Source organism: Microseira wollei NIES-4236 (assembly GCF_020521235.1).
Taxonomy (GTDB): domain Bacteria; phylum Cyanobacteriota; class Cyanobacteriia; order Cyanobacteriales; family Aerosakkonemataceae; genus Microseira; species Microseira wollei.
Window position 1 is genome coordinate 15,380 of record NZ_BLAY01000103.1, and the last position, 20,502, is coordinate 35,881.

22 protein-coding genes are annotated in these 20,502 nt (G+C 45.3%); 15 read left to right on the top strand and 7 right to left on the bottom strand.

What is annotated here, in order from left to right; translation table 11 throughout:
- Positions 1-59 precede the first annotated feature (59 nt).
- Positions 60-659: a carotenoid oxygenase family protein gene (locus MiSe_RS29255; RefSeq protein ID WP_226587110.1), complete on the top strand. Its 600-nt coding sequence runs from the start codon at positions 60-62 to the stop codon at positions 657-659.
- 61 nt (positions 660-720) lie between these two features.
- Here the strand turns inward: MiSe_RS29255 and MiSe_RS29260 are convergent, their stop codons facing one another.
- Positions 721-873, bottom strand: coding sequence for a ribbon-helix-helix protein, CopG family (locus tag MiSe_RS29260; RefSeq protein ID WP_226587112.1), 153 nt, complete (start codon positions 871-873; stop codon positions 721-723).
- 62 nt (positions 874-935) lie between these two features.
- On the opposite strand from MiSe_RS29260, the gene MiSe_RS29265 reads away from it, so the two are divergent.
- The 7 genes from MiSe_RS29265 (at position 936) to MiSe_RS29295 (ending at position 8,394) form a co-directional block, all read left to right on the top strand.
- The gene (locus MiSe_RS29265; RefSeq protein ID WP_226587114.1) at positions 936-2,144 is read left to right on the top strand and encodes an RNA-guided endonuclease InsQ/TnpB family protein; all 1,209 of its coding nucleotides are present in this window, start codon (positions 936-938) and stop codon (positions 2,142-2,144) included.
- A complete protein-coding gene (locus MiSe_RS29270; protein ID WP_226587144.1) occupies positions 2,137-3,474 on the top strand; it encodes a carotenoid oxygenase family protein in 1,338 nt (445 codons plus the stop codon). Before MiSe_RS29265 ends, MiSe_RS29270 begins: the two co-directional genes overlap by 8 nt.
- Before the next feature lie 1,237 nt (positions 3,475-4,711).
- Entirely contained in the window at positions 4,712-5,029 is a 318-nt protein-coding gene (locus tag MiSe_RS29275) for a GAF domain-containing protein (RefSeq protein ID WP_226587116.1), read from the top strand.
- A 6-nt stretch (positions 5,030-5,035) separates the two neighbouring features.
- Positions 5,036-5,173, top strand: a complete 138-nt coding sequence (locus tag MiSe_RS29280; RefSeq protein ID WP_373872896.1) for a hypothetical protein — start codon at positions 5,036-5,038, stop codon at positions 5,171-5,173.
- A 132-nt stretch (positions 5,174-5,305) separates the two neighbouring features.
- On the top strand, positions 5,306-6,490 hold the full coding sequence (locus MiSe_RS29285) for an NAD(P)H-quinone oxidoreductase subunit H (RefSeq protein WP_226587120.1): 1,185 nt from the start codon (positions 5,306-5,308) through the stop codon (positions 6,488-6,490).
- Between the two features lie 335 nt (positions 6,491-6,825).
- Entirely contained in the window at positions 6,826-8,121 is a 1,296-nt protein-coding gene (locus tag MiSe_RS29290; RefSeq protein ID WP_226587121.1) for a class I SAM-dependent methyltransferase, read from the top strand.
- 78 nt (positions 8,122-8,199) lie between these two features.
- Complete coding sequence (locus MiSe_RS29295; protein WP_226587122.1) at positions 8,200-8,394, top strand: hypothetical protein; 195 nt, start codon at positions 8,200-8,202, stop codon at positions 8,392-8,394.
- On the opposite strand, the gene MiSe_RS29300 is transcribed toward MiSe_RS29295, so the two are convergent.
- Positions 8,391-8,591, bottom strand: coding sequence for a helix-turn-helix transcriptional regulator (locus MiSe_RS29300; RefSeq protein WP_226587123.1), 201 nt, complete (start codon positions 8,589-8,591; stop codon positions 8,391-8,393). The genes MiSe_RS29295 and MiSe_RS29300 overlap by 4 nt on opposite strands.
- Before the next feature lie 484 nt (positions 8,592-9,075).
- Between MiSe_RS29300 and MiSe_RS29305 the strand changes: the two genes are divergently transcribed.
- Positions 9,076-9,291: a hypothetical protein gene (locus MiSe_RS29305; RefSeq protein WP_226587124.1), complete on the top strand. Its 216-nt coding sequence runs from the start codon at positions 9,076-9,078 to the stop codon at positions 9,289-9,291.
- 92 nt (positions 9,292-9,383) lie between these two features.
- Here the strand turns inward: MiSe_RS29305 and MiSe_RS29310 are convergent, their stop codons facing one another.
- Complete coding sequence (locus MiSe_RS29310) at positions 9,384-10,523, bottom strand: succinylglutamate desuccinylase/aspartoacylase family protein (RefSeq protein WP_226587145.1); 1,140 nt, start codon at positions 10,521-10,523, stop codon at positions 9,384-9,386.
- Between the two features lie 145 nt (positions 10,524-10,668).
- On the opposite strand from MiSe_RS29310, the gene MiSe_RS29315 reads away from it, so the two are divergent.
- Positions 10,669-11,751, top strand: coding sequence for an ATP-dependent 6-phosphofructokinase (locus tag MiSe_RS29315; protein WP_226587126.1), 1,083 nt, complete (start codon positions 10,669-10,671; stop codon positions 11,749-11,751).
- 75 nt (positions 11,752-11,826) lie between these two features.
- Here the strand turns inward: MiSe_RS29315 and MiSe_RS29320 are convergent, their stop codons facing one another.
- The 4 genes from MiSe_RS29320 to sufR form a co-directional block, all read right to left on the bottom strand.
- Positions 11,827-12,447, bottom strand: a complete 621-nt coding sequence (locus MiSe_RS29320; protein WP_226587128.1) for a Uma2 family endonuclease — start codon at positions 12,445-12,447, stop codon at positions 11,827-11,829.
- Between the two features lie 25 nt (positions 12,448-12,472).
- Positions 12,473-13,093, bottom strand: coding sequence for a Uma2 family endonuclease (locus MiSe_RS29325; protein ID WP_226587129.1), 621 nt, complete (start codon positions 13,091-13,093; stop codon positions 12,473-12,475).
- A 175-nt stretch (positions 13,094-13,268) separates the two neighbouring features.
- Positions 13,269-13,526: an NDH complex assembly factor CRR9 gene (locus tag MiSe_RS29330; RefSeq protein WP_226587131.1), complete on the bottom strand. Its 258-nt coding sequence runs from the start codon at positions 13,524-13,526 to the stop codon at positions 13,269-13,271.
- A 50-nt stretch (positions 13,527-13,576) separates the two neighbouring features.
- Complete coding sequence (gene sufR / locus MiSe_RS29335) at positions 13,577-14,242, bottom strand: iron-sulfur cluster biosynthesis transcriptional regulator SufR (RefSeq protein WP_444980567.1); 666 nt, start codon at positions 14,240-14,242, stop codon at positions 13,577-13,579.
- Between the two features lie 237 nt (positions 14,243-14,479).
- On the opposite strand from sufR, the gene sufB reads away from it, so the two are divergent.
- The 5 genes from sufB to MiSe_RS29360 all read left to right on the top strand — a co-directional run bounded on the left by sufB (position 14,480) and on the right by MiSe_RS29360 (position 20,087).
- On the top strand, positions 14,480-15,916 hold the full coding sequence (gene sufB / locus MiSe_RS29340; RefSeq protein WP_226587134.1) for a Fe-S cluster assembly protein SufB: 1,437 nt from the start codon (positions 14,480-14,482) through the stop codon (positions 15,914-15,916).
- Positions 15,917-16,015: 99 nt separating this feature from the next.
- Positions 16,016-16,450: a clan AA aspartic protease gene (locus MiSe_RS29345; RefSeq protein WP_226587136.1), complete on the top strand. Its 435-nt coding sequence runs from the start codon at positions 16,016-16,018 to the stop codon at positions 16,448-16,450.
- Positions 16,451-16,584: 134 nt separating this feature from the next.
- Complete coding sequence (gene sufC / locus MiSe_RS29350; protein WP_226587137.1) at positions 16,585-17,373, top strand: Fe-S cluster assembly ATPase SufC; 789 nt, start codon at positions 16,585-16,587, stop codon at positions 17,371-17,373.
- Positions 17,373-18,719, top strand: a complete 1,347-nt coding sequence (sufD, locus tag MiSe_RS29355; protein WP_226587139.1) for a Fe-S cluster assembly protein SufD — start codon at positions 17,373-17,375, stop codon at positions 18,717-18,719. The genes sufC and sufD overlap by 1 nt, the downstream gene beginning before the upstream one ends.
- 105 nt (positions 18,720-18,824) lie before the next feature.
- Positions 18,825-20,087, top strand: coding sequence for a SufS family cysteine desulfurase (locus tag MiSe_RS29360; RefSeq protein ID WP_226587141.1), 1,263 nt, complete (start codon positions 18,825-18,827; stop codon positions 20,085-20,087).
- The last annotated feature ends 415 nt before the right edge of the window (positions 20,088-20,502 follow it).

Consider the following 20,502-nt stretch of genomic DNA (forward strand, 5'->3'; position numbering starts at 1 on the left):
CAGCGTGAAGCGCTATGCAATTGGCAAGGTTATTAACCGTTACACGATCGAATTCACCTATGACTCAACCCCCACACGAAACCACCGCAACAAATTGTGCCCCACCCGTTCCCCAGTCCGTAATGACCGCCAGCCGAAACGAACTTTCCGATGTGCAACTCGATTGCATTTGGGGTGAAGTTCCCCAGGATTTGCACGGTCACATCTTTATTGCTACACCTGTCGGATCGATCGAATCGGGCGGTATTCCTTACGCCGATGGTACGCCGACGCTCAATGGTGATGGAGCCGTTTACCGCTTGGATTTCGACCAACCTGGTCGGGTACGAGTGACGAGCAGTATTCTCAAGCCGCCGTGCTACTGGGCCGATTTCGCCACCCAAACCGAGCCAGCATATCGAAAGTACCGCTTCGGCAATCACGGTTTGGGGCGGTCATCCATGTATTTGGGATTGCGGAACGAGTTGAATACAGCTGTTTTGCCGATCCGATTTACGGGTGACACTCTCGATCGCTTGTTAGTGTGTTGGGATGGGGGTCGTCCTTACGAAATTGACCTAGAAACGCTGGAGGTGGCAACCGCTGTTGGTTGGAATGCTGAGTGGGAACCGCAAGCCAAGACCCCGCTCAATTTTGTCTTCAATCCGGTAATGACCTAAAATTTTTCGGGAGTGTGCAAGCCCCCGCGATTTATCCGGGGGATAGCACGACGCGGCGGTTTTAACCGCCTTCTTTTTTGGGTGAAGGTTCGGGAAGTTTGGCTATTAAACTGCGAATTAACTCGGATTTGGTCATTCCTCGCCTAGCAGCCTCTTCAGACACTTGACGCATTTCATATTCAGTAATCTTGGCCTCAATCCTAAAATTTTTCATAAATTATCCGGTCAAACGTCTTACCTTCTAGTAGAATGAAAATATAGCAATGGAGGTCGGACATGCTAGTTCTGGAGTACAAGGTCAAAGCTAAGCCAAGTCAATATCAAGCTATAGAAGAAGCTATCCGAACGGTTCAGTTTGTCAGGAATAAATGCTTACGACACTGGATGGATGCTCCCAAAGAAGCTAAAGTTAACTACGCCAAACTTTGCAATCACGTAACAGAATTACGCAATACTTACCCATTTGTTAAAGACTTAAATGTCCATGCGGGACAAGCATCTGCCGAGCGCGCATGGCTTGCCATCTCTCGGTTTTACGATAACTGTAAAGCCAAGAAACCGGGCAAAAAAGGATATCCCAAATTCCAAAAAGACAATCGTTCTGTCGAGTACAAAACATCGGGTTGGAAGTTGCACCCTACCCTACGTCGCATCACTTTTAGCGACAAGAAAGGGATTGGTGAAGTTAAGTTGCTGGGTAAGTGGGACATCCATACCTACCCGATTGAATCCATTAAAAGGGTGAGATTAGTACGTCGATCCGACGGTTATTACTGTCAGTTTGCTATCAAGGTTGAGCGCCAAGAAACCTTACCTGCAACGGGTAACGCCATCGGAATAGATGTAGGTTTGGAGAGTTTTTACACCGATTCCAACGGACACCAAGAACCCAATCCCAGATTCTTAGTTAAGGCAGAAAAATCTATTAAGCACGCCCAACGGCGCATCTACAAAAAGGAGAAAGGTAAAAACAATCGTAGAAAGGCAAGACGCCGATATTCCAAAAAACACCTAAAAGTAAGTAGGCAACGCATCGAACACGCTCTTGTACTAGCGCGTCGCGTCACGATGTCTAACGACTTAATCGCCTATGAAGATTTAAGTGTCCGCAACATGGTCAAAAACCACTGTTTAGCTTTTTCAATTAACGATGCCAGTTGGTATTTATTTAGGCAGTGGATTGAGTACTTTGCGTCTGTTTTTGGGCGTACTGCCGTCGCTGTTTCCCCACGATATACGAGTCAAAAATGTAGCAATTGTGGGGTAAAAGTTAAGAAGTCTCTATCAACTCGTACCCATGTTTGTAGTTGTGGATACGTAGCGCACAGAGATGAAAATGCAGCGATAAATATTTTAAATCTTGCGTTGCAAGCTAGGGGAGGGCATCCCCGAAGTAACGCTAAGGGAGTTGAAACCGCTACGCTACTTGGCGAGAGTCTGGTAGAGCAAGTTTCGATGATGAACTTAGAATCCCCGTATCTTTAGAGCGGGGAGTGTCAATACAGCACACCCGGCGTTCGATGGGAGAACGTCTCAGATGTTTTCGGTCAATTATGGCAAGTCCTTTGGATGGTTCGGCAAACTTATCGGCTTGAAAGATTTCGTCTATTTACTGCGCTGGGACGGTCAGGGGGATTTGGAGCGGTGGAAAGTCGTATTGGACGATGGATCGTCCGTGACCATCGAGCAAACGATGCACCAAATTGCCGTCACCGAAAAGTATGTAGTGCTGATGGAAACGGCGTTTAGATTCGGTTTGGAACAAGGCATGAATAATCCGTTTCACGACCAGATGCAGCTCAATCAACTGATCAGGTGTTTGCTGGTCGATCGGCAATCGCCTGATACGACACTATACATTATTCGTCGTGCTGACCTGAAGGCGGGTTCCAAGCCGAAGCAGGGGGAGGCTGACATAACGGTTGTGGCTCGCAAACTGGTGCTTCCCCGCGAATCGATCCACATCATAGCGGACTGGGATAATACGGACGATCGATTGGTCTTACACCTCGGACATGTCTGCGCTTGGGAGGGATCTGAGTGGTTGCGCGCTTGCGATCGCATGGGTACTGCGCCCGAGCGACCCGTGCCGCCTCGTTTGCATGGGATGATCTCAGAAGAAACCGATATTAGCTACATCGGAAGATATGTCATCGATGGTGAAACGGGTACGCTCCTGTCCGATCGTATTATCAAGGATTTGAGGAGTACCTGGGGAATTGCGTTTTTCACCTACGGTGTCAATCCGGATACAGGAATGCCTCCGGCGAGGTTTGACAATATCTACTGGACTTGTTTGGGATTGTGGAACGAACTGCTGACGGAGTTTCTTGTCAAGTTGACCGACAACTATCGCTATCGCACGATCCCCGTTGAAGATGTGCTGCTGTATGCCGAGAAAGGGGTTCCAGCCTGCTTGTTCCGCGTTAATGTGGGGCAGGACGAAAAAATCGCGATCGCAGATTGCTACCCGTTCCCTAATGGCTACATGGTCAACTCGCCGCAGTTCATCCCATCCGGTGCGGCAGAGGCTTCATCAACGCAGGGGTACATCGTATGTGTTGCTTTCGGTCCCGATAGTAAAGAAGTTTGGATTTTCGATGGAGAGGATCTTGCCAAAGGCCCACTGTGCAAGCTGAGCCATCCCAGCCTGGATTTTGGTTTTACCATTCATACAGCATGGTTGCCTAAAATTGCCAAGCGTACCGCTTCTTATACCATTCCAGTTAAAGCCGATTATCAAGCTTTAGTGAGTAGGAAAGATCGCCAGATTCGGGAACTCTTCGATCGGTATGTTTATCCTCATTACTACTGATGGCGAATGGCAGCCGTTCTTCAGAAAAAAGGGAAGAGGGATTCACAACGAAAGTCCCTCTCCGCTAGCCGCAGCAGCCACTTCGCAAACGAGGAGGGGTTGGTGAGGGGTCAGATCCTCCGTCATATCATGTCCGCTTGAAGACCCATAGTTAGGACTGACGCTCTGACGCTAAAGACGGGGGGACGCGGAGAATTTTAATTAAGGGTGAAAAGCCTGACATGATATCAATTGTTGATATAGCTTTTGCTTTCCGCGCAGCACTCTAGTAGAGGTGGGCGGGAGTTTACCTAGCCTAGATTATTGCTTCAATGCTTTGCCCCGATCGGTGCATTTGAAGAGTTACAAAATCGATTACGACTTGAGATTTATCGCTCGCGTCCAAGTGAAAGTAAAATCTAAAATGACTCCGGTCTTTGAAATCTTTAACGCCGAGTCTCCCGAACTGAGAACTGGAAAAGTTTCGAATAAATCCACCACGGAACCTCCCCACCCCGCGGGTATTTAAACCCGTACCTTGTAGTTTAAATTCAATTCATCTCCGGGAATGACCCTCATATCATGTCCGTTTGATTACCTATAGTTAGAACTGACGCTCTGACGCGGAAGGGGACGGGTCGAGTTTTAATTATGGGTGAAAAGCCTGACATTATATCACACCCCAATTCTGGGTTGGTAATTCCTATAGGATAATTTCAATATCCTTAGGTGCGATATTTAATGCAGCATTGAGCTTTGGCTCTCTCATAAATGGTGCGTTCAATCTAACTTATCAACAACTCTTCATTGTAGACAGAAACTCTGGCAAACCCTCGATTAAAGAGGGTTTGCCACACAAAAAGGATTCCTCATCTTATTATCGAATAAAAACTTATTATAGCGGTTTGTGACTTGGTGGAATACAGTAGTTGTCTATTAGACCGCTGGCAAAGTATCAAACCCGCCCGGAAATAAATTTCCGGATTGTAGAGACGTTACATGTAACGTCTCTACAAGTCGGTTAAAACCGACTAAATGCCATGAAACCATTCCGTTAAAACGGACTTTCGCTAAAAGCCCTTGGAATTTATTCCCTGGCAGGTTAGATACTTTTGCCAGCGATCTATTGGTGAAGGGGGGCACAGCAGTGCGCCTCTAGCCGCTGTTGTATTAAACCGCTATAACGATTGAAGCTGCACTATAGCTTGATGCGCGAGTAGAAGTATTGCAATCTTTGCCAGTAGAAAGCAGCGATAGTTTGCCACTAAATTTGGTCAATTATGTTGCCATATATCGGGAAAATATTGTTTTAAATGATGCCATTAACCCAGGCATATTTATTACCGTTCCTTACATTGTCAAGCACCAACCGAAGTCTATTTTATGTGCGGAGATCGTCAACCAAGGCCAACTGATTGGCCTCTTCTATTTAGAAAATAATCTCGTCTCAGGAGCCTTGACGCAAAACCGTTTAGAAATCGTCAAAGTCCTATCTTCCCAATCTGCTGTTTCTATTGAAAATGCTCTACTTTATTGTACCTTAGAAGACAATATTAATAAACGGCAATACGGATGAGAGCGACTGTGGGAAGTGGCGCAACAAAACCGTCACCAATCAGCCGCACAAATTCGGCAAGCGGTAATTGACGACCTGCGGCGACATATCGGCAAGCAGAAAGTTTTTGACGATATTACTTTGGTGGTACTTAAGCAAAAATAGATAGAACGCTCAACACCAGCCAATCTTTAGCCAAAGAATTTGCTATGGCTACTCTCGCCAGCGATAACTCAGCTGCGCGGGCATAAGCCAATATAATCTAAAGAGCGAAACAAAAATTAAAATTGCGCTTCTATGGCAAGAATTGAAACCAAAACGGAACCCATGATACTCAACATGGGGCCGCACCATCCCTCGATGCACGGGGTGTTGCGGTTAATCGTCACCCTGGATGGGGAAGATGTGATCGATTGCGAGCCGGTGATTGGCTACCTGCATCGCGGCATGGAAAAAATTGCCGAGAACCGCACCAATATTATGTACGTCCCCTACGTCAGCCGCTGGGACTACGCGGCGGGGATGTTTAACGAAGCTGTCACTGTCAACGCGCCGGAAAAACTAGCAGATATTCCCGTCCCCAAACGCGCCAGCTATATCCGCGTCATCATGCTGGAATTAAACCGCATCGCGAATCACTTGCTGTGGTTGGGGCCATTTTTGGCGGACGTTGGCGCTCAAACTCCATTTTTCTATATCTTCCGCGAACGGGAACTAATTTACGACCTGTGGGAAGCCGCCACAGGTTATCGCCTCGTTAACAACAACTATTTCCGCATCGGCGGCGTTGCGGCTGATTTGCCATATGGTTGGGTAGACAAGTGCGAAGACTTCTGCGACTACTTCGATCCCAAAGTAGACGAATACGAGCGCTTGATTACCGATAACCCGATCTTCCGCCGTCGGGTGGAAGGTATCGGCACTATTACCCGCGAAGAAGCCATTAACTGGGCGCTTTCCGGTCCGATGCTGCGCGCGTCTGGCGTCAAGTGGGACTTGCGGAAAGTTGATCGCTACGAATGCTACGACGATTTTGATTGGGAAGTACAGTGGGAAACAGCGGGAGATTGTTTCGCTCGTTACTTAGTACGGATTCGCGAAATGCGCGAGTCGGTTAAAATTCTGCGCCAAGCCTTGAAAGGACTTCCCGGTGGCGCTTATGAGAACCTGGAAGCTAAGCGGATGCAAGAAGGGCCAAAATCTGAATGGAACGGTTTTGATTACCAATTCATCAGTAAGAAAATTGCCCCAACTTTTAAGATTCCCAAAGGCGAACACTATGTCCGCATTGAAAGCGGCAAAGGCGAGCTGGGAATTTACATTATTGGGGATGATAATGTCTTCCCTTGGCGCTGGAAAATTCGTGCAGCAGATTTCAACAACCTGCAAATCTTCCCTCACCTGCTCAAGGGGGTAAAACTTGCCGATATTGTGGCAATTTTGGGCAGTATTGACATCATCATGGGTTCGGTAGATCGTTAGGAAATATCGCTCCGAGTTTAAATAAGAGCAGTTGCATCAAGGTGCGGCTGCTCTATTTTTTTATGTGGTTTGTAGTAGGGGCTGGTTTAGCCAACCTGTCGGAGGAACCAGGAAATATTGCGATAAACCCGCCCCTACGCTGCTCCGCATTTAAATCGAATAAAGAGACCGGCAAGATGCCCATCCCACAAGAATATCAGAAAAATTGACTGTAAAATTAGATGCATAGCAGCTTAGGAACTTGCGGAAAAACGACACCGGAGCGAATTAAACAGGTAAAATATTGAATAAACCAGACAATTCGCCGAGCCGAATTGGTTTAAAGAAAATGTTTTATGGTAGTCCAGCAATCCGATCTTAACGACAACAATCAAGCTTTGTGCGATGCGATCGCGCTCTCGATTGCCGAAAATCCCCAGCAACAAATTACTTTTGCTGAATACATGGATTTGGTATTATACCACCCACAGCACGGGTATTATGCCACCAACGCCGCCCACATCGGGCCGCAAGGTGACTTTTTCACCTCCCCCCACCTTGGTTCTGACTTTGGCGAGTTGCTGGCAGAGCAATTTGTCAATATGTGGGAAATTATGGGCAAACCTTCGCCTTTTACCCTCGTAGAAATGGGGGCAGGTCAGGGAATTTTAGCGGCAGATATTCTGAAATATTTACAACTGCAATACCCTGATTTTTTCAATATTTGGGAATATATCATCGTTGAAAAATCAATTGTTCTGAAACGAGAACAGCAGCAGCGTTTACAAGGATTGCCTTTAAAGTGGTGCGCTTTAGAAGAAATACCAAATGCCTCAATTATCGGGGTTTTTTTTTCTAATGAATTAGTCGATGCTTTTCCCGTCCATCTGTTTGTAATTGAACAAGGGCAACTGCAAGAAATATATGTTTCTCGCTCTTTGATAGGAATCGATCCCATAGTTCTACCGCCACCCTCTTACGCTTTGGACATGGTAGCACCAGATCGATCGATTCCTTTAAATTTAACTCAATCTTCTGAGAAAAAAGGGTTTGTAGAGGTGACGGGCGAACCTTCAACCGCCAAACTTGCCGAGTATTTCAAATTGGTTGGAATTCAATTACCATCGAGTGCTTATCCGGATGGATATCGCAGCGAGGTAAATCTGGCAGCATTGGACTGGCTGAGTATGGTATCAAATAAACTCAATCGAGGATATTTACTCACCATTGATTATGGCTATCCTGCCCATAAATATTACACTCCGGCGCGCCAGCAAGGGACATTGCAGTGTTACTATCGCCACCGCCATCACGATAATCCCTACGTGAATATTGGCAGGCAAGATATTACCGCTCATGTCGATTTTACCGCGTTGGAACGGTGGGGTGAATTGTGCGGATTGGAGAAGGTTGGTTTTGTGAAGCAGGAATTTTTTTTGATGGCTTTGGGATTGGGTTCGCGCATGGCTTCCCTGTCTTCGATTGAGGCTACAAATCCTCAAGCAATCCATCAAGTTTTGCAACGTCGCGAGGCTTTACATCAGCTGATGAACCCGATGGGATTGGGCGGTTTTGGGGTATTAATTCAAAGTAAGGGTTTGACCGCAGATCAGAAGGCGCGTCCTTTGAAAGGTTTGAGTATGCCAATATAGTAGACCTCTTGTAAAAGTCCTTTTGAGACGATTTGAAGGGCGGGCACCGACGCCCACCCCACAAGAATTTTTCTGGTTTTGTGGGGTGGGCATTCTGCCCGCCTCAAATATTTTTCCCAGAGGTCTAGTCAACCTAGCGATCGACGATTTGAAGGGCGGGCACCGACGCCCACCCCACAAGAATTTTTCTGGTTTTGTGGGGTGGGCATTCTGCCCGCCTCAAATATTTTTGCCAGAGGTTTAGTGAACCTAGCGATCGCATCACCCTTTTAGATCTCCACTAAATCTTCTAGTGTCAAATTCAGCAATTCACACAATGCTTTCATTTGTGCTGGGTAGAGTTTGGGTACTTGTCTATCTGTTTCCCAGTTGATGACAGTTGATTGGACAACATTACACGCTTCTGCTACTTGTATGCGCGTTAAACCAAGGCTTTCCCGTCTTTCTCTTAGCTTTTTCCCTAATGACATTTGGTTTTATATTTTGAGTTTTAAATTTTAGATTACTCTATTTCATCACTAAGTATAATATAAAGAATGCCTGCTAATTTCAGTTAACTACATATAGTCAGTTGACTATATGTAGTTAACTATGTAAAAAAATATTGATTTTATAGACAAAGTTAAAAAGCGTGTTATCTTTTTGATTGCAGCAGTTTTTAGTAGGTCTGAAGCATTTGCGCGCGGGATATTAGGGGAAAACCAGAGTCTTTATACGCAAATGCTTCACCCTGGCAAAGATTGTGGCAAAAGATCTATTTACCAAGGAGGTTAGAGAGCGTTAAAATTTGCCAGGTGAAGAGAATATTTCCCAAGCAAAACCCTAATTTATAGAGTTGTCTATGGCATTGGGAAGCGTACACGCAAAGTCCAATAAAAGTCAGAAGCCAGTCTTTGCCCTGGAAAAGCACTTTGACTGGCTCTGGCTCCAACATTAATGGAGATAAGTTCAATTATGCCTTACAAAGACCGCCTCAACCAGTGGTTGATCGTTCGCTTGCTTCCGAATATGCAGCGAATTACTGTAGCCCAATTCTACAATCGCTCTGACGCAGAGGGTTATATGCAGATAATTCGGCAGTTAATCCCCAATGCTCAATTTACGATTGTGTTTAACGCAGATGCGGTGCTGGGGTGTTCGACTACTCACAGGGTGAAGTCCAAGATCTAGCGTAACAAGTTAGGTTGGAGCGATCGCATCGCAGGCGGAAATGGGTGCGATCGCGCTATCCAACAATATTGCCGTAAGTTTGATTATAATCCTTAATCCTCAAATTCCACCAAAGTTAATACATACTCGCTTTGGTTAACCCCGTGATTCGTTGCTACATCAAAAACTAGCCCAGCTTTCTCAGCACAAACATCAATCAAATTTGGTAACTTCTCTTCTTTATTAAAGCTGATAATTTGATAAATCCGCTCTCCCGCGTTAACTTTTTTGCCCAAGTCAACTCTAGATTGAACCATCCCCCCTGCGGGAGCATAGTATTTTTTGATCTGAGTTTTGAGGATAAAGTTAATTTGATGCGAGGCGGTTTCTGGCAGGGGAAACCCAGAAATGGATAATATGCCTTTTTGTGCCAAATAATTTTTAATTCCCAACACGCCTTTTTTCACCGATTCGGGATTCATTTCCATACCCGAACCGAGTTCAAATGTCCAGGATTCTATATCAAATGTAATAGACTTTCCCAAGTCTGCCAAACTATCCTCTAATGCTAACCAAGGTTTCAAGAACGCTTCGTCAAAAGCATTGCCATCGTATTCGTTGAGTAAAATTTCATAATCGAGCAAGAAAGCTTTTGCGCTTTCTTCTCTTCCCCGAAACCCATAAATGTAATCGATTGATTGATTGCTAGAACTGTGGATGTCAATTACATAATCTGCATCTAAACACAAAGATTGCAGGTGATATCGATAATACTCGCTCAAAGATACTCCCTGGGGAGATTTGATTTTTTCCCCTTGCTTTTCCCAGCCCAATCTAATTTTTTCCAAATAGTTTTTTCTCATCGTTTCCGCATCCAAATCTATCTGATATTTAGGGAATTCTTCTAAATCTTCGCAGTCTTTTTCATAATCCCAAAAAATGCGGTTCCAGTCTTTACCATCGTAAATATTAAATCTTCCTGTAGAAAAATAATGAGTGCGCTGGTTGGTGCTAAAAGGATTACAAACGGGAACTAGCCAAATTTCACCGTAAATATCAGTTTCGTTGGCATTTGTCAAGAATTCGATTAACTGGTGAATGACGGCATTGCCGACGATTTCTGCACCGTGTAAGTTGGCTTGTAAATAGGCTTTTTTACCTGGTTTAGCACCGATGAATTTATAGACTTGGAGCGAGATGCGATCGCCCGATGCAAGTTGGAGCAGTGGAATGGTAGAAATACTCGGAAGCATAAATAGACCCATAACTGTTACTGCAAGAGATAGATTACCTCAATAGGCCACCTATATGCCAATAAAATTATTAAAATTCTGGTTTTTGTAGCATTTGATGCTTGACTGATGGATGGCGCAGTTCACGCAATTCAGATAAAAGAATATGGGAGAACATAAACGCATTGGCATTTTAACCAGCGGCGGCGACTGTGCTGGGTTAAATGCTGCCATTCGGGCGGTGGTACACCGCGCTGTGGGAAGCTATGGTTGGGAAGTGTTGGGAATTCGTCAAGCTACCCAAGGTTTAATGCACCATCCGCCGAAAGTGATGCCGCTTGGTATCGATAAAGTGGATTCGTTGCTTACCGCAGGCGGGACGGTGTTGGGAACAACCAATGAAGGCAACCCTTTTGCCTTCCCGATGCCGGATGGAACGGTATGCGATCGCTCGTCTGACATTATCGCAGGCTACCACCAACTCGGTTTAGACGCCATCATCGGCATTGGCGGGGATGGAAGTCTGGCAATTTTGCGAAAAATTGCCCAACAAGGCAATCTCAATCTGGTAGGAATTCCCAAAACAATTGATAATGACGTGGGAATTACCGAGCATTCTATCGGGTGCGATACTGCGGTTAACATTGCCACAGAAGCAATCGACCGATTGCATTTTACCGCAGCCAGTCACAGTCGGGTAATGATTTTAGAAGTGATGGGACGGGATGCGGGACACATCGCCATCAGTGCCGGAATTTCCGGGGGTGCGGATGTAATTCTGATTCCGGAAATTCCTTATAGTCTGGACAATCTTTGTCAGAAACTCTTTGAACGTCAGGATCGGGGAAAAAACTATTCTTTAATAGTTGTATCCGAGGCAGTGCGTACAGATACGGGTGAGACAGTTACCCGCACCAATCGTTTGGGACAATGTCGATTAGGCGGCATTGGGGATTATTTGGCAGATCGAATTTCTGCTTGTACGGGTGCGGAAACGCGAGTGATTGTTTTGGGACACATTCAACGGGGGGGGACTCCTTCTCCATTAGATCGATTAATTGCTTCTGCTTTTGGAGTAGCGGCAGTTGATTTAATTGCCGAAGGTAAATACGACCATATGGTGGGTTGGCAAAACCGCCAAGTAGTCAGCGTGCCAATTGGGGAAGCAATAGCTCAATATAGAGCAGTAGATCCCAATGGGACTCTGGTTAAAACTGCCAAAGGATTGGGGATTTATTTGGGAGACTAGAGGAATTTTAGATTTGAGATGGCAGATTTTAGATTTAAAAGAACATCTGCCATCTCAAATCTGCCATCTGCAATTTTAAAGTTTTCCCATCTGACTGCTGTTTACAACTTGCTCAACCGTTATCTCTAATTCTGGGAAAGTAGGAGAAACAATGCGTTCATTACCTTTAAAAGCTTGCGCTTGATATTGACCGTCAATTAACTGATATACAAATACTGTAGGAACTTTGGGATTACCAAGATAATTTCTAGAAGCAATAGCTAAATAATCGACAATCCAATATTCAGCTATACCCAGGCGTTGATACTCATCTAATTTATCAATGTAATCATCATCCCAGTTCGTTGAGTTTACTTCTACAGCTAACTGAATTGGTTCGATAAGCGCACCATAAGCCGTCACATTTGAATTCCACAAAGATGCCCTAACTACACTCACATCGGGGTTTCTGCCTTGTTCTTGTCCATTAGCGGTAACAGTTCTGATGAGTATATCTTTGTCAACAATATAGTCGAGTCCCAAACGGTCGATTTCTCTGTCAAAAGATTTGACAATAAATCTGGCTACATTCTTATGCGCTCTAGTTGGTTCTACTCTCACAATTTCTCCATTTACGAGTTCAAAAATACCATAACCGTCTGGATACTGTTCGAGGAATTCTGCAAAAGTTAGTTTTTTGACTGTAGTTGTAATCATAGCGATCGCTCTACTCTTTCTCTAATTACAGTTTTCTCATCTGACTGCTCTGTACAACTTGATCGACGGTTATCTCTAACTTTGGAAAAGTGGGAGAGATAATTCTGTCATTCCTTCTAAATGATGTGGTTTGGTATTGACCATCAACCAACTGATAAACAAAAACTGTAGGTACTTTGGGATTTCCCAGATAACTTCTAGAAGCAATAGCTAAATAATCGACAATCCAATATTCACGAATACCCAGTCGTTGATACTCATCTAATTTGTCAACGTAATCATCATCCCAGTTCGTTGAAGTTACTTCCACTGCTAACTGAATAGGTTCGATCAGCGCACCATAAGCTGTTACATTCGAGTTCCACAGCGATGCACTAACTACGCTCACATCTGGGTTTCTACCTTGTTCTTGTCCATTGGCGGTAAAAGTTCTGATGAGTACAGTCTGATCGGCAATATAGTCAAGGTTTAATCGCCTAATTTCATCATTGAATGACAGCATTAGAAATCTTGCTACATTCTTATGCGCTCTGGTTGATTCTACTCTCACAATTTCTCCATTTACGAGTTCAAAAATCCCATAACCGTCTGGATACTGTTCTAGGAATTCTGCAAAAGTTAGTTTTTTTACTGTAGTTGTAATCATAGCGATCGCTCTACTATTTCTCTAATTCAGGTTTACTGGCTTTTCATCCAATTACCAATTACCAATTACCAATTACCAAGCTAAATTATAAATTTTCCCAGTCCTCTTCAGAGGACTTTCGCTATTAGCCAGGGATTTTAATCTCCGGGCGGGTAGGAGGGTAGGGGAGTAATTCTTACCACTTCAAAAATGCTGCTTCGCTTCCCTGGTCGCGGCGAATTTTCCCATCTTTTTCAAACCAGGCAATAATTTGATCCGTCGTCAAATCTTCAATTGAGATGCCGTATTCTTGGGCAATATGCTTTAACAGCTTTTGAGATGAAATTGTGATTCTGGTTAAAAACTTTTCATGGGAAGCCAATAACGCAGCGTCCACTTTATAAGCTTCTTCCAACGATAAAAACTGCGTTCCTGGTTGTTGTGGTGCGTTCATGTTAATTGCAGATTGCAGATTGCAGATTTTAGATTTATTTTGTTTCTTTCCTAGCCCCTAGCCCCTAATTTGGTAATTAAATAACCGCAGCGATGTTCGCCGTTAATTAACCAGTGGGTGCGTTCTACGGTACAATCGGGCAGGACTAGAGAAAACATTTCTAATTCGTGACCGCAGACGCTGGGGAAGGTTTCGGCAACGTCGGCAATGGCACAATTATGCTCGGTGAACATAAAGCGGGGAGCCGCATCTGGGGAATTATTTGATTCTACCGGATAGTACTCTGCCATGTAGCCTTCGGCTTTGCGAAGTTCGACTAATTTGGCGACGCGATCGCTCAACGATCCGCTACCCACCCGCGACCGATACTCGATCCCCTTGCGTTCCCATTGCTTGCGTAGAATGGTATTCACCTGGTCATACCCCATCGTTTCGGCGAGGGTATCGAGGAGGGAGACGGCAAATTTACCGTGACTGTCGGGGAAGCGATCTCGCCCCTTGCGGCTAAGCTTGTATACATGCTGCGGACGCCCCATCCCCACTTGCACCGTTTGGTACTCGATTAAATCTTCCGCATCTAAGTCCTTTAAATGACGCCGCACCGCTTGCGGGCTAATATCGAGAGAATCTGCCAACTCCTGCGCTGTCGCTTGACCCCGCTCCAGTAAGTGTTGCAGGATGTCCTGTTTGGTGGAAGGTTGCTGAGTAGTCGCCATCATCGCCCCTAAAGTCCTACACCGAGAGCCAAAACGAAAAAAATTCTATTTGACTTTGACAACTTGATTGTTGCTAATGTAGCCTAAAATAGAGTTAAGCAACAAACATGTTGTTTTACTATATTGTAATGTCTCTTTAGTAAGGGTTGGCATCCATCCGCTCAGCTCGCGATAGATGCTCCCAGCCTGACTGCCATCCTTAAGAGAATCGTCTAGAACACGAGAGAACACACGAGAATGAGTCCTACGGTTCAAACATTAGTCAATCAGCCCTATAAGTACGGTTTCGTCACCAATATCGAAACAGATACGATTCCCAAGGGCTTAAACGAGGATGTCGTGCGCCTGATCTCCGCCAAAAAGAACGAACCGGAGTTCATGCTGGAGTTTCGCCTGCGAGCATATCGCCAGTGGCTGAAGATGACCGAGCCAACCTGGCCCCACGTCACCTATCCTCCGATTAACTACCAAGATATTATCTACTACTCTGCTCCCAAGCAAAAGAAAAAGCTCAACAGCATCGAGGAAGTAGACCCCACTCTGCTGGAAACCTTCGAGAAACTGGGTATTCCCCTCTCCGAACAGAAGCGCCTCTCCAACGTAGCGGTGGATGCAATCTTCGATAGCGTCTCCGTCGCGACGACGTTCAAGGAGAAGTTGGCGAAGGAAGGCGTAATCTTCTGTTCCATCTCCGAAGCATTGCAGGAACATCCCGAATTAATCCAGAAATATTTGGGTAGCGTCGTTCCCATCGCGGATAATTATTTCGCCGCCCTCAACTCGGCAGTATTTAGCGATGGTTCGTTTGTTTATATTCCCAAAGGCGTCCATTGTCCGATGGAATTGTCCACCTATTTCCGCATCAATACGGGAGAGTCGGGACAATTTGAACGCACCTTAATTATTGCCGAAGATGACAGCTACGTGTCTTACTTGGAAGGTTGTACCGCCCCCATGTTCGACACCAACCAATTGCACGCCGCCGTCGTGGAATTAGTTGCCTTAAATAACGCCGAAATTAAATATTCCACCGTGCAAAACTGGTACGCAGGCGACGAAAACGGCAAAGGCGGAATCTACAACTTCGTCACCAAGCGGGGATTGTGCCAAGGCGTCAATTCTAAGATTTCTTGGACGCAGGTTGAGACGGGTTCTGCTATCACCTGGAAATATCCTAGTTGCGTGTTAGTGGGAGATAATTCCGTTGGTGAATTTTACTCGGTTGCCCTCACCAATAACAAGCAACAAGCCGATACCGGAACGAAGATGGTACATATCGGCAAAAATACCCGCAGCACAATTATTTCTAAGGGTATTTCTGCTGGTAATTCCAAGAATAGCTATCGCGGTTTGGTGAAATTTGGCCCCAATGCTAAAGGCGCGCGCAACTATTCCCAGTGCGACTCGATGTTGATTGGGGATAACGCCCAAGCGAATACTTTCCCCTATATCCAAGTGCAAAACAACACTGGTAAAGTAGAACACGAAGCTTCTACTTCCAAAATAGGGGAAGAGCAATTGTTTTATTTTGCTCAGCGGGGAATTTCCGCAGAAGATGCTGTTTCAATGATGATTAGCGGCTTCTGTAAAGATGTATTCAATAAATTGCCAATGGAATTTGCCGTAGAAGCTGACAAATTGTTGAGCCTGAAATTAGAAGGCAGCGTAGGTTAATTGTACCCCCACTCCCTCGTTCCCAGGCTCCAGCCTGGGAACGCATTTACGAGGCTCTGCCTCGCTTCTACCTCGCTTCGAGTAAGGAGGTTACTTCCAGTGAAAACAGCAAGTATGGGAATCACTTACGCAGATATAGAACTAATTCGCAGCGATGATTTAGCACTGCTTGACGAAGGATATATTCAAGAAGACCAAATTCGGCGATCTACAGTTAGATCATTAGTAGACAGCGGTGCTTCAATGCTAACTATTCCTGAGTCAATTAAAAACCAACTTCGTCTGCGTAAACTGGATGAAAAACAAGCTGAATTGGCAGATGGAAGTATCATTAACGTAGAAGTTGTTGGCTCTGTAGAGGTGAGGTTTGAGAACAGAATAGCAATTGTTAGTGCGTTGGTGATTCCTGGTGAGGCAGAAGTTTTACTCGGTGCAATTCCAATGCGGGCAATGGATGTTTTAATCGATCCCAAGCAAGAAAGATTGATTGTCAATCCCAAGAGTCCTGACACTGCCAGAATGTTGCTTAAATAGTCTGAGGGTAAGATTACGAACCACAGAGGCACAGAGGGCGCAGAGAAGAGAGATAATCGAGATTTTGGATGGGCATCCAGTTTAATTAATGAACCACGAAGGCGCGAAGGACGCGAAGGAAGAAAGGAAGAAAGATGATTATTGAAAATAGTGAGGTTATCCTATCGGTGAGGGATCTCACTGCGGATGTAGATGGAACGCAGATTCTTAAAGGTGTGAATCTGGAAGTAAAGGCGGGAGAAATCCACGCGATTATGGGGTTGAATGGTTCTGGAAAAAGTACTTTGTCTAAGGTTTTGGCGGGGCATCCTGCTTACGAAGTCACGGGTGGCGAGGTAATTTTCCAAGGGCAAAACCTGTTTGAAATGGAACCGGAAGAAAGGTCGAGGGCAGGAGTGTTTTTGGCTTTCCAATATCCTTTAGAAATTCCGGGTGTGAGCAATTTAGATTTCTTGCGGGTGGCTTATAATTCCCATCGCAAGAGTAAGGGATTGGAAGAATTGGATGCGTTTGATTTCCAAGATTTGGTTGAGCAAAAGCTGGAATTGGTGAAGATGAATCCCAGCTTTCTGGGGCGGAGTGTAAATGAGGGTTTCTCCGGTGGGGAAAAGAAGCGGAATGAAATTCTGCAAATGGCTTTATTAGAACCGAAGTTAGCGATATTGGATGAAACGGATTCGGGTTTAGATATCGACGCGCTGAAAATCGTTGCCAATGGGGTAAATGAACTGGCAAATGCTGAGAATGCGATGTTAGTTATTACCCACTATCAGCGGTTGTTGGATTACATCATTCCCGACTACGTTCACGTAATGGCAGATGGGCGAATTATTCGGACGGGAACGAAGGAATTGGCGCTGGAATTGGAAGCACGCGGTTACGATTGGGTAATGCAAGAAAGTGCGGCTGAGGTGACGGCGTAATGAATACAAAAGTTGCCCCTCGCGATGCTTATTTGCCCGAATTAGTTAATCAATGCCGCAAGCTGGGAAAGGCGAAGCGGGAAGCTTGCGCCCACGGTTTAAAAGATGTGCGCGACGCCGCTGTTGAATATGTCCTGGCGAGTAAATTTCCTACTACAAAGGATGAGGAATGGCGGTTTACGGATATATCCCCAATTTTGGATATTCCTTTCCAAGTTCCCGATGTTAATCGCGAATCTTCCCTCAAATTATCCGATCTCACTTTACCTGTGAGGGATAAGAATGCTTTGCCGTTGCGAATTGTATTCGTGAATGGTTATTATGTACCCTCGCTATCCTCAGTAGAAGCGTCGCTGCTACCAACTTTGGGGATGGAATTTTTTGCGGGTAACTTAACCCAAGCACCCGGAAATTATAGCGATCGCATCCGAGAACATCTCTCCCAATCCCAAGAATACCACGATGTATTCGCGGCGTTAAATATGGCGGGGTTAGTCGATGCGGCGGTAATATATGTACCCAAAAACCAGGCAATTGAAACGCCTATCCACATCCTCTATGTAGCGATGCCTGGAGAGACACCAATCCTATCTTTACCCCACTGTTTAGTAATTGCCGAACCGGGTAGCAGCATCACCTTCGTTGAAGATTATACGGTTATCGGTAAAGGCGCGACTTTTACCAACGCAGTGACGCAAGTTTGGGTGGGAGAAAATGCTTCGGTTAACCACACTCGCCTGCAACGAGAAAGCGGGGAAGCGTATCACGTGGGACTGAGTGCGATCGCGCAAGCCCGCGATAGTCGCTATACTTGTAATGCGATTAGTTTGGGCGGCAAAATCTCCCGCCACAATCTAGAAATTTTGCAGACAGGCGAACAAACTGAAACCAATCTCAACGGTTTGACAATGATTGCTAACGAACAGTTAGCAGATACCCACAGCGCGATTAAACTTACCAAACCTCACGGCACTACAAACCAAATTCATAAGTGCATTGTCGCCGATAAAGCCCACGGCGTATTTAACGGTAAAATCTTCGTTCCCAAACCGGCACAACTCGCCAACGCCGCGCAATTAAGCCGCAATTTGTTACTTTCTCCCAAAGCGAGAGTCGATACCAAACCCCAGCTAGAAATTACCGCCGATAACGTCAAATGTTCCCACGGCGCAACGGTGAGTCAATTAGAAGACGATGAAGTCTTTTACCTGCAAAGTCGCGGATTAAATCAAGACGACTCCCGCAACCTTTTGATTAACGCCTTCGCTGCGGAAATTCTCAATCGACTCCCCATAGCTTCTCTACGGGAAACCCTCTATTCTGCCGTAAACTTAATGAAACGGTAATCGCTAATGGCTAATGGCTAATGGCTAATAAAAAAATATTAACCCATTAGCAATTAGCAATTAGCAATTAGCAATTACCAATTAGCAATTAGCAATTACCCAACCATGACTGTTACCAAAGAAAAAACCTTAGCCGATAAAGTCCGTGCTGACTTCCCGATTTTGCACCAAGAAGTCAACGGCAAACCATTAGTTTACCTCGACAACGCCGCCACCTCTCAAAAACCATTGGCGGTGCTAAATGCGATTAAAGACTATTACGAACAATATAATTCCAACGTCCATCGCGGCGTTCACACCCTCAGCGCCAAAGCAACAGACGCTTATGAAGCAGCGCGGGTAAAAGTAGCTAAATTTGTCAACTCTGCTTTAACAGAAGAAATTATATATACCCGTAACGCTTCCGAAGCAATTAACTTAGTCGCTTATGCTTGGGGAATGACAAACCTCCAGCGGGGAGATGAAATTATCCTCACCGTAATGGAACACCACAGCAACTTAGTTCCCTGGCAATTTGTCGCCCAAAAAACCGGCGCGGTGTTGAAATTTGTCGAACTGAATCAAAACGAAGAATTCGATTTAGAACAGTTCAAAAAACTGGTATCCGATAAGACAAAATTAGTCTCCACCGTGTATGTTTCCAACACCTTGGGATGCATCAACCCGGTGAAAGAGATTTGCGCGATCGCTCACCATTACGGAGCGAAGGTATTAATTGATGCCTGCCAAGCCGCCCCCCACATGCCCCTAAACGTGCAGGATATCGACTGCGATTGGCTCGTAGCTTCGGGTCACAAGATGTGCGGCCCCACCGGGATCGGCTTCTTATACGGAAAACAAAATATACTGCGGGCGATGCCGCCGTTTTTGGGTGGTGGCGAGATGATTGCGGATGTGTTTTTAGAGCGTTCTACCTATGCCGATATTCCGCACAAATTTGAAGCGGGGACACCTGCTATTGCAGAAGCGATCGCGCTCGGTGCAGCAGTAGATTATCTTACTAACATCGGCATGGACAAAATCCACGCCTACGAAGCCGAATTGACTGCATATTTATGCGAGAAATTGCAGCAAATTCCCACAATCAGAATTTACGGGCCAAAACCAGATCAAAATGGAGAAGGTAGAGCCGCACTCGCTGCATTTACGGCGGGAGAAGTTCATCCTCACGACTTGTCCACAATGTTAGATCAGTCTGGGATTGCGATTCGTTCTGGGCATCATTGTACGCAACCTTTACACCGTTATTTGAACGTGGCGTCTACTGCGAGGGCGAGTTTGTATTTCTACAACACGCGGGAAGAAATTGATGCGTTTATTGCAGCGTTGAAGGAAACAATCGAGTTTTTTGGCGGGATGTTTGGATGATATTGAGTTTGAAATGATACCAAATCCGGATTAACAACCCCCCTTACTCTTATAGACCGCGCAGGCGGTCTTTGTTTGTGTAGCCGCGACTTTAGTCGTTAGGCATAAAGTTTCAGAAGTTAGGTTTCGCAGAAGTTACCCGACTTCTTTGCATTTTAGAATAGGAAAAGGGCGAATGCATTCTGATACCAAATTTGCTTCCAATATCCTTTTTTTTATCCCCACCCTTAAGGGTGGGGCTACACAAACAAAGCCCGCCTGCGCGGTCTATAAAATTTTGCTTCCAACATCCTTTTTTTTATCCCCACCCTTAAGGGTGGGGCTACACAAACAAAGCCCGCCTGCGCGGTCTATAAAATTTTGCTTCCAACATCCTTTTTTTTATCCCCACCCTTAAGGGTGGGGCTACACAAAC

What these genes read in the sequence shown, in the direction of transcription:
- MiSe_RS29255 (WP_226587110.1), top strand. Translation starts at nt 60, where the DNA reads ATGACTCAACCCCCACACGAAACCACCGCAACAAATTGTGCCCCACCC.
- MiSe_RS29260 (WP_226587112.1), bottom strand. Translation starts at nt 873, where the DNA reads ATGAAAAATTTTAGGATTGAGGCCAAGATTACTGAATATGAAATGCGT.
- MiSe_RS29265 (WP_226587114.1), top strand. Translation starts at nt 936, where the DNA reads ATGCTAGTTCTGGAGTACAAGGTCAAAGCTAAGCCAAGTCAATATCAA.
- MiSe_RS29285 (WP_226587120.1), top strand. Translation starts at nt 5,306, where the DNA reads ATGGCAAGAATTGAAACCAAAACGGAACCCATGATACTCAACATGGGG.
- MiSe_RS29290 (WP_226587121.1), top strand. Translation starts at nt 6,826, where the DNA reads ATGGTAGTCCAGCAATCCGATCTTAACGACAACAATCAAGCTTTGTGC.
- MiSe_RS29300 (WP_226587123.1), bottom strand. Translation starts at nt 8,591, where the DNA reads ATGTCATTAGGGAAAAAGCTAAGAGAAAGACGGGAAAGCCTTGGTTTA.
- MiSe_RS29305 (WP_226587124.1), top strand. Translation starts at nt 9,076, where the DNA reads ATGCCTTACAAAGACCGCCTCAACCAGTGGTTGATCGTTCGCTTGCTT.
- MiSe_RS29310 (WP_226587145.1), bottom strand. Translation starts at nt 10,523, where the DNA reads ATGCTTCCGAGTATTTCTACCATTCCACTGCTCCAACTTGCATCGGGC.
- MiSe_RS29315 (WP_226587126.1), top strand. Translation starts at nt 10,669, where the DNA reads ATGGGAGAACATAAACGCATTGGCATTTTAACCAGCGGCGGCGACTGT.
- MiSe_RS29320 (WP_226587128.1), bottom strand. Translation starts at nt 12,447, where the DNA reads ATGATTACAACTACAGTCAAAAAACTAACTTTTGCAGAATTCCTCGAA.
- MiSe_RS29325 (WP_226587129.1), bottom strand. Translation starts at nt 13,093, where the DNA reads ATGATTACAACTACAGTAAAAAAACTAACTTTTGCAGAATTCCTAGAA.
- MiSe_RS29330 (WP_226587131.1), bottom strand. Translation starts at nt 13,526, where the DNA reads ATGAACGCACCACAACAACCAGGAACGCAGTTTTTATCGTTGGAAGAA.
- sufR (WP_444980567.1), bottom strand. Translation starts at nt 14,242, where the DNA reads ATGGCGACTACTCAGCAACCTTCCACCAAACAGGACATCCTGCAACAC.
- sufB (WP_226587134.1), top strand. Translation starts at nt 14,480, where the DNA reads ATGAGTCCTACGGTTCAAACATTAGTCAATCAGCCCTATAAGTACGGT.
- sufC (WP_226587137.1), top strand. Translation starts at nt 16,585, where the DNA reads ATGATTATTGAAAATAGTGAGGTTATCCTATCGGTGAGGGATCTCACT.
- sufD (WP_226587139.1), top strand. Translation starts at nt 17,373, where the DNA reads ATGAATACAAAAGTTGCCCCTCGCGATGCTTATTTGCCCGAATTAGTT.
- MiSe_RS29360 (WP_226587141.1), top strand. Translation starts at nt 18,825, where the DNA reads ATGACTGTTACCAAAGAAAAAACCTTAGCCGATAAAGTCCGTGCTGAC.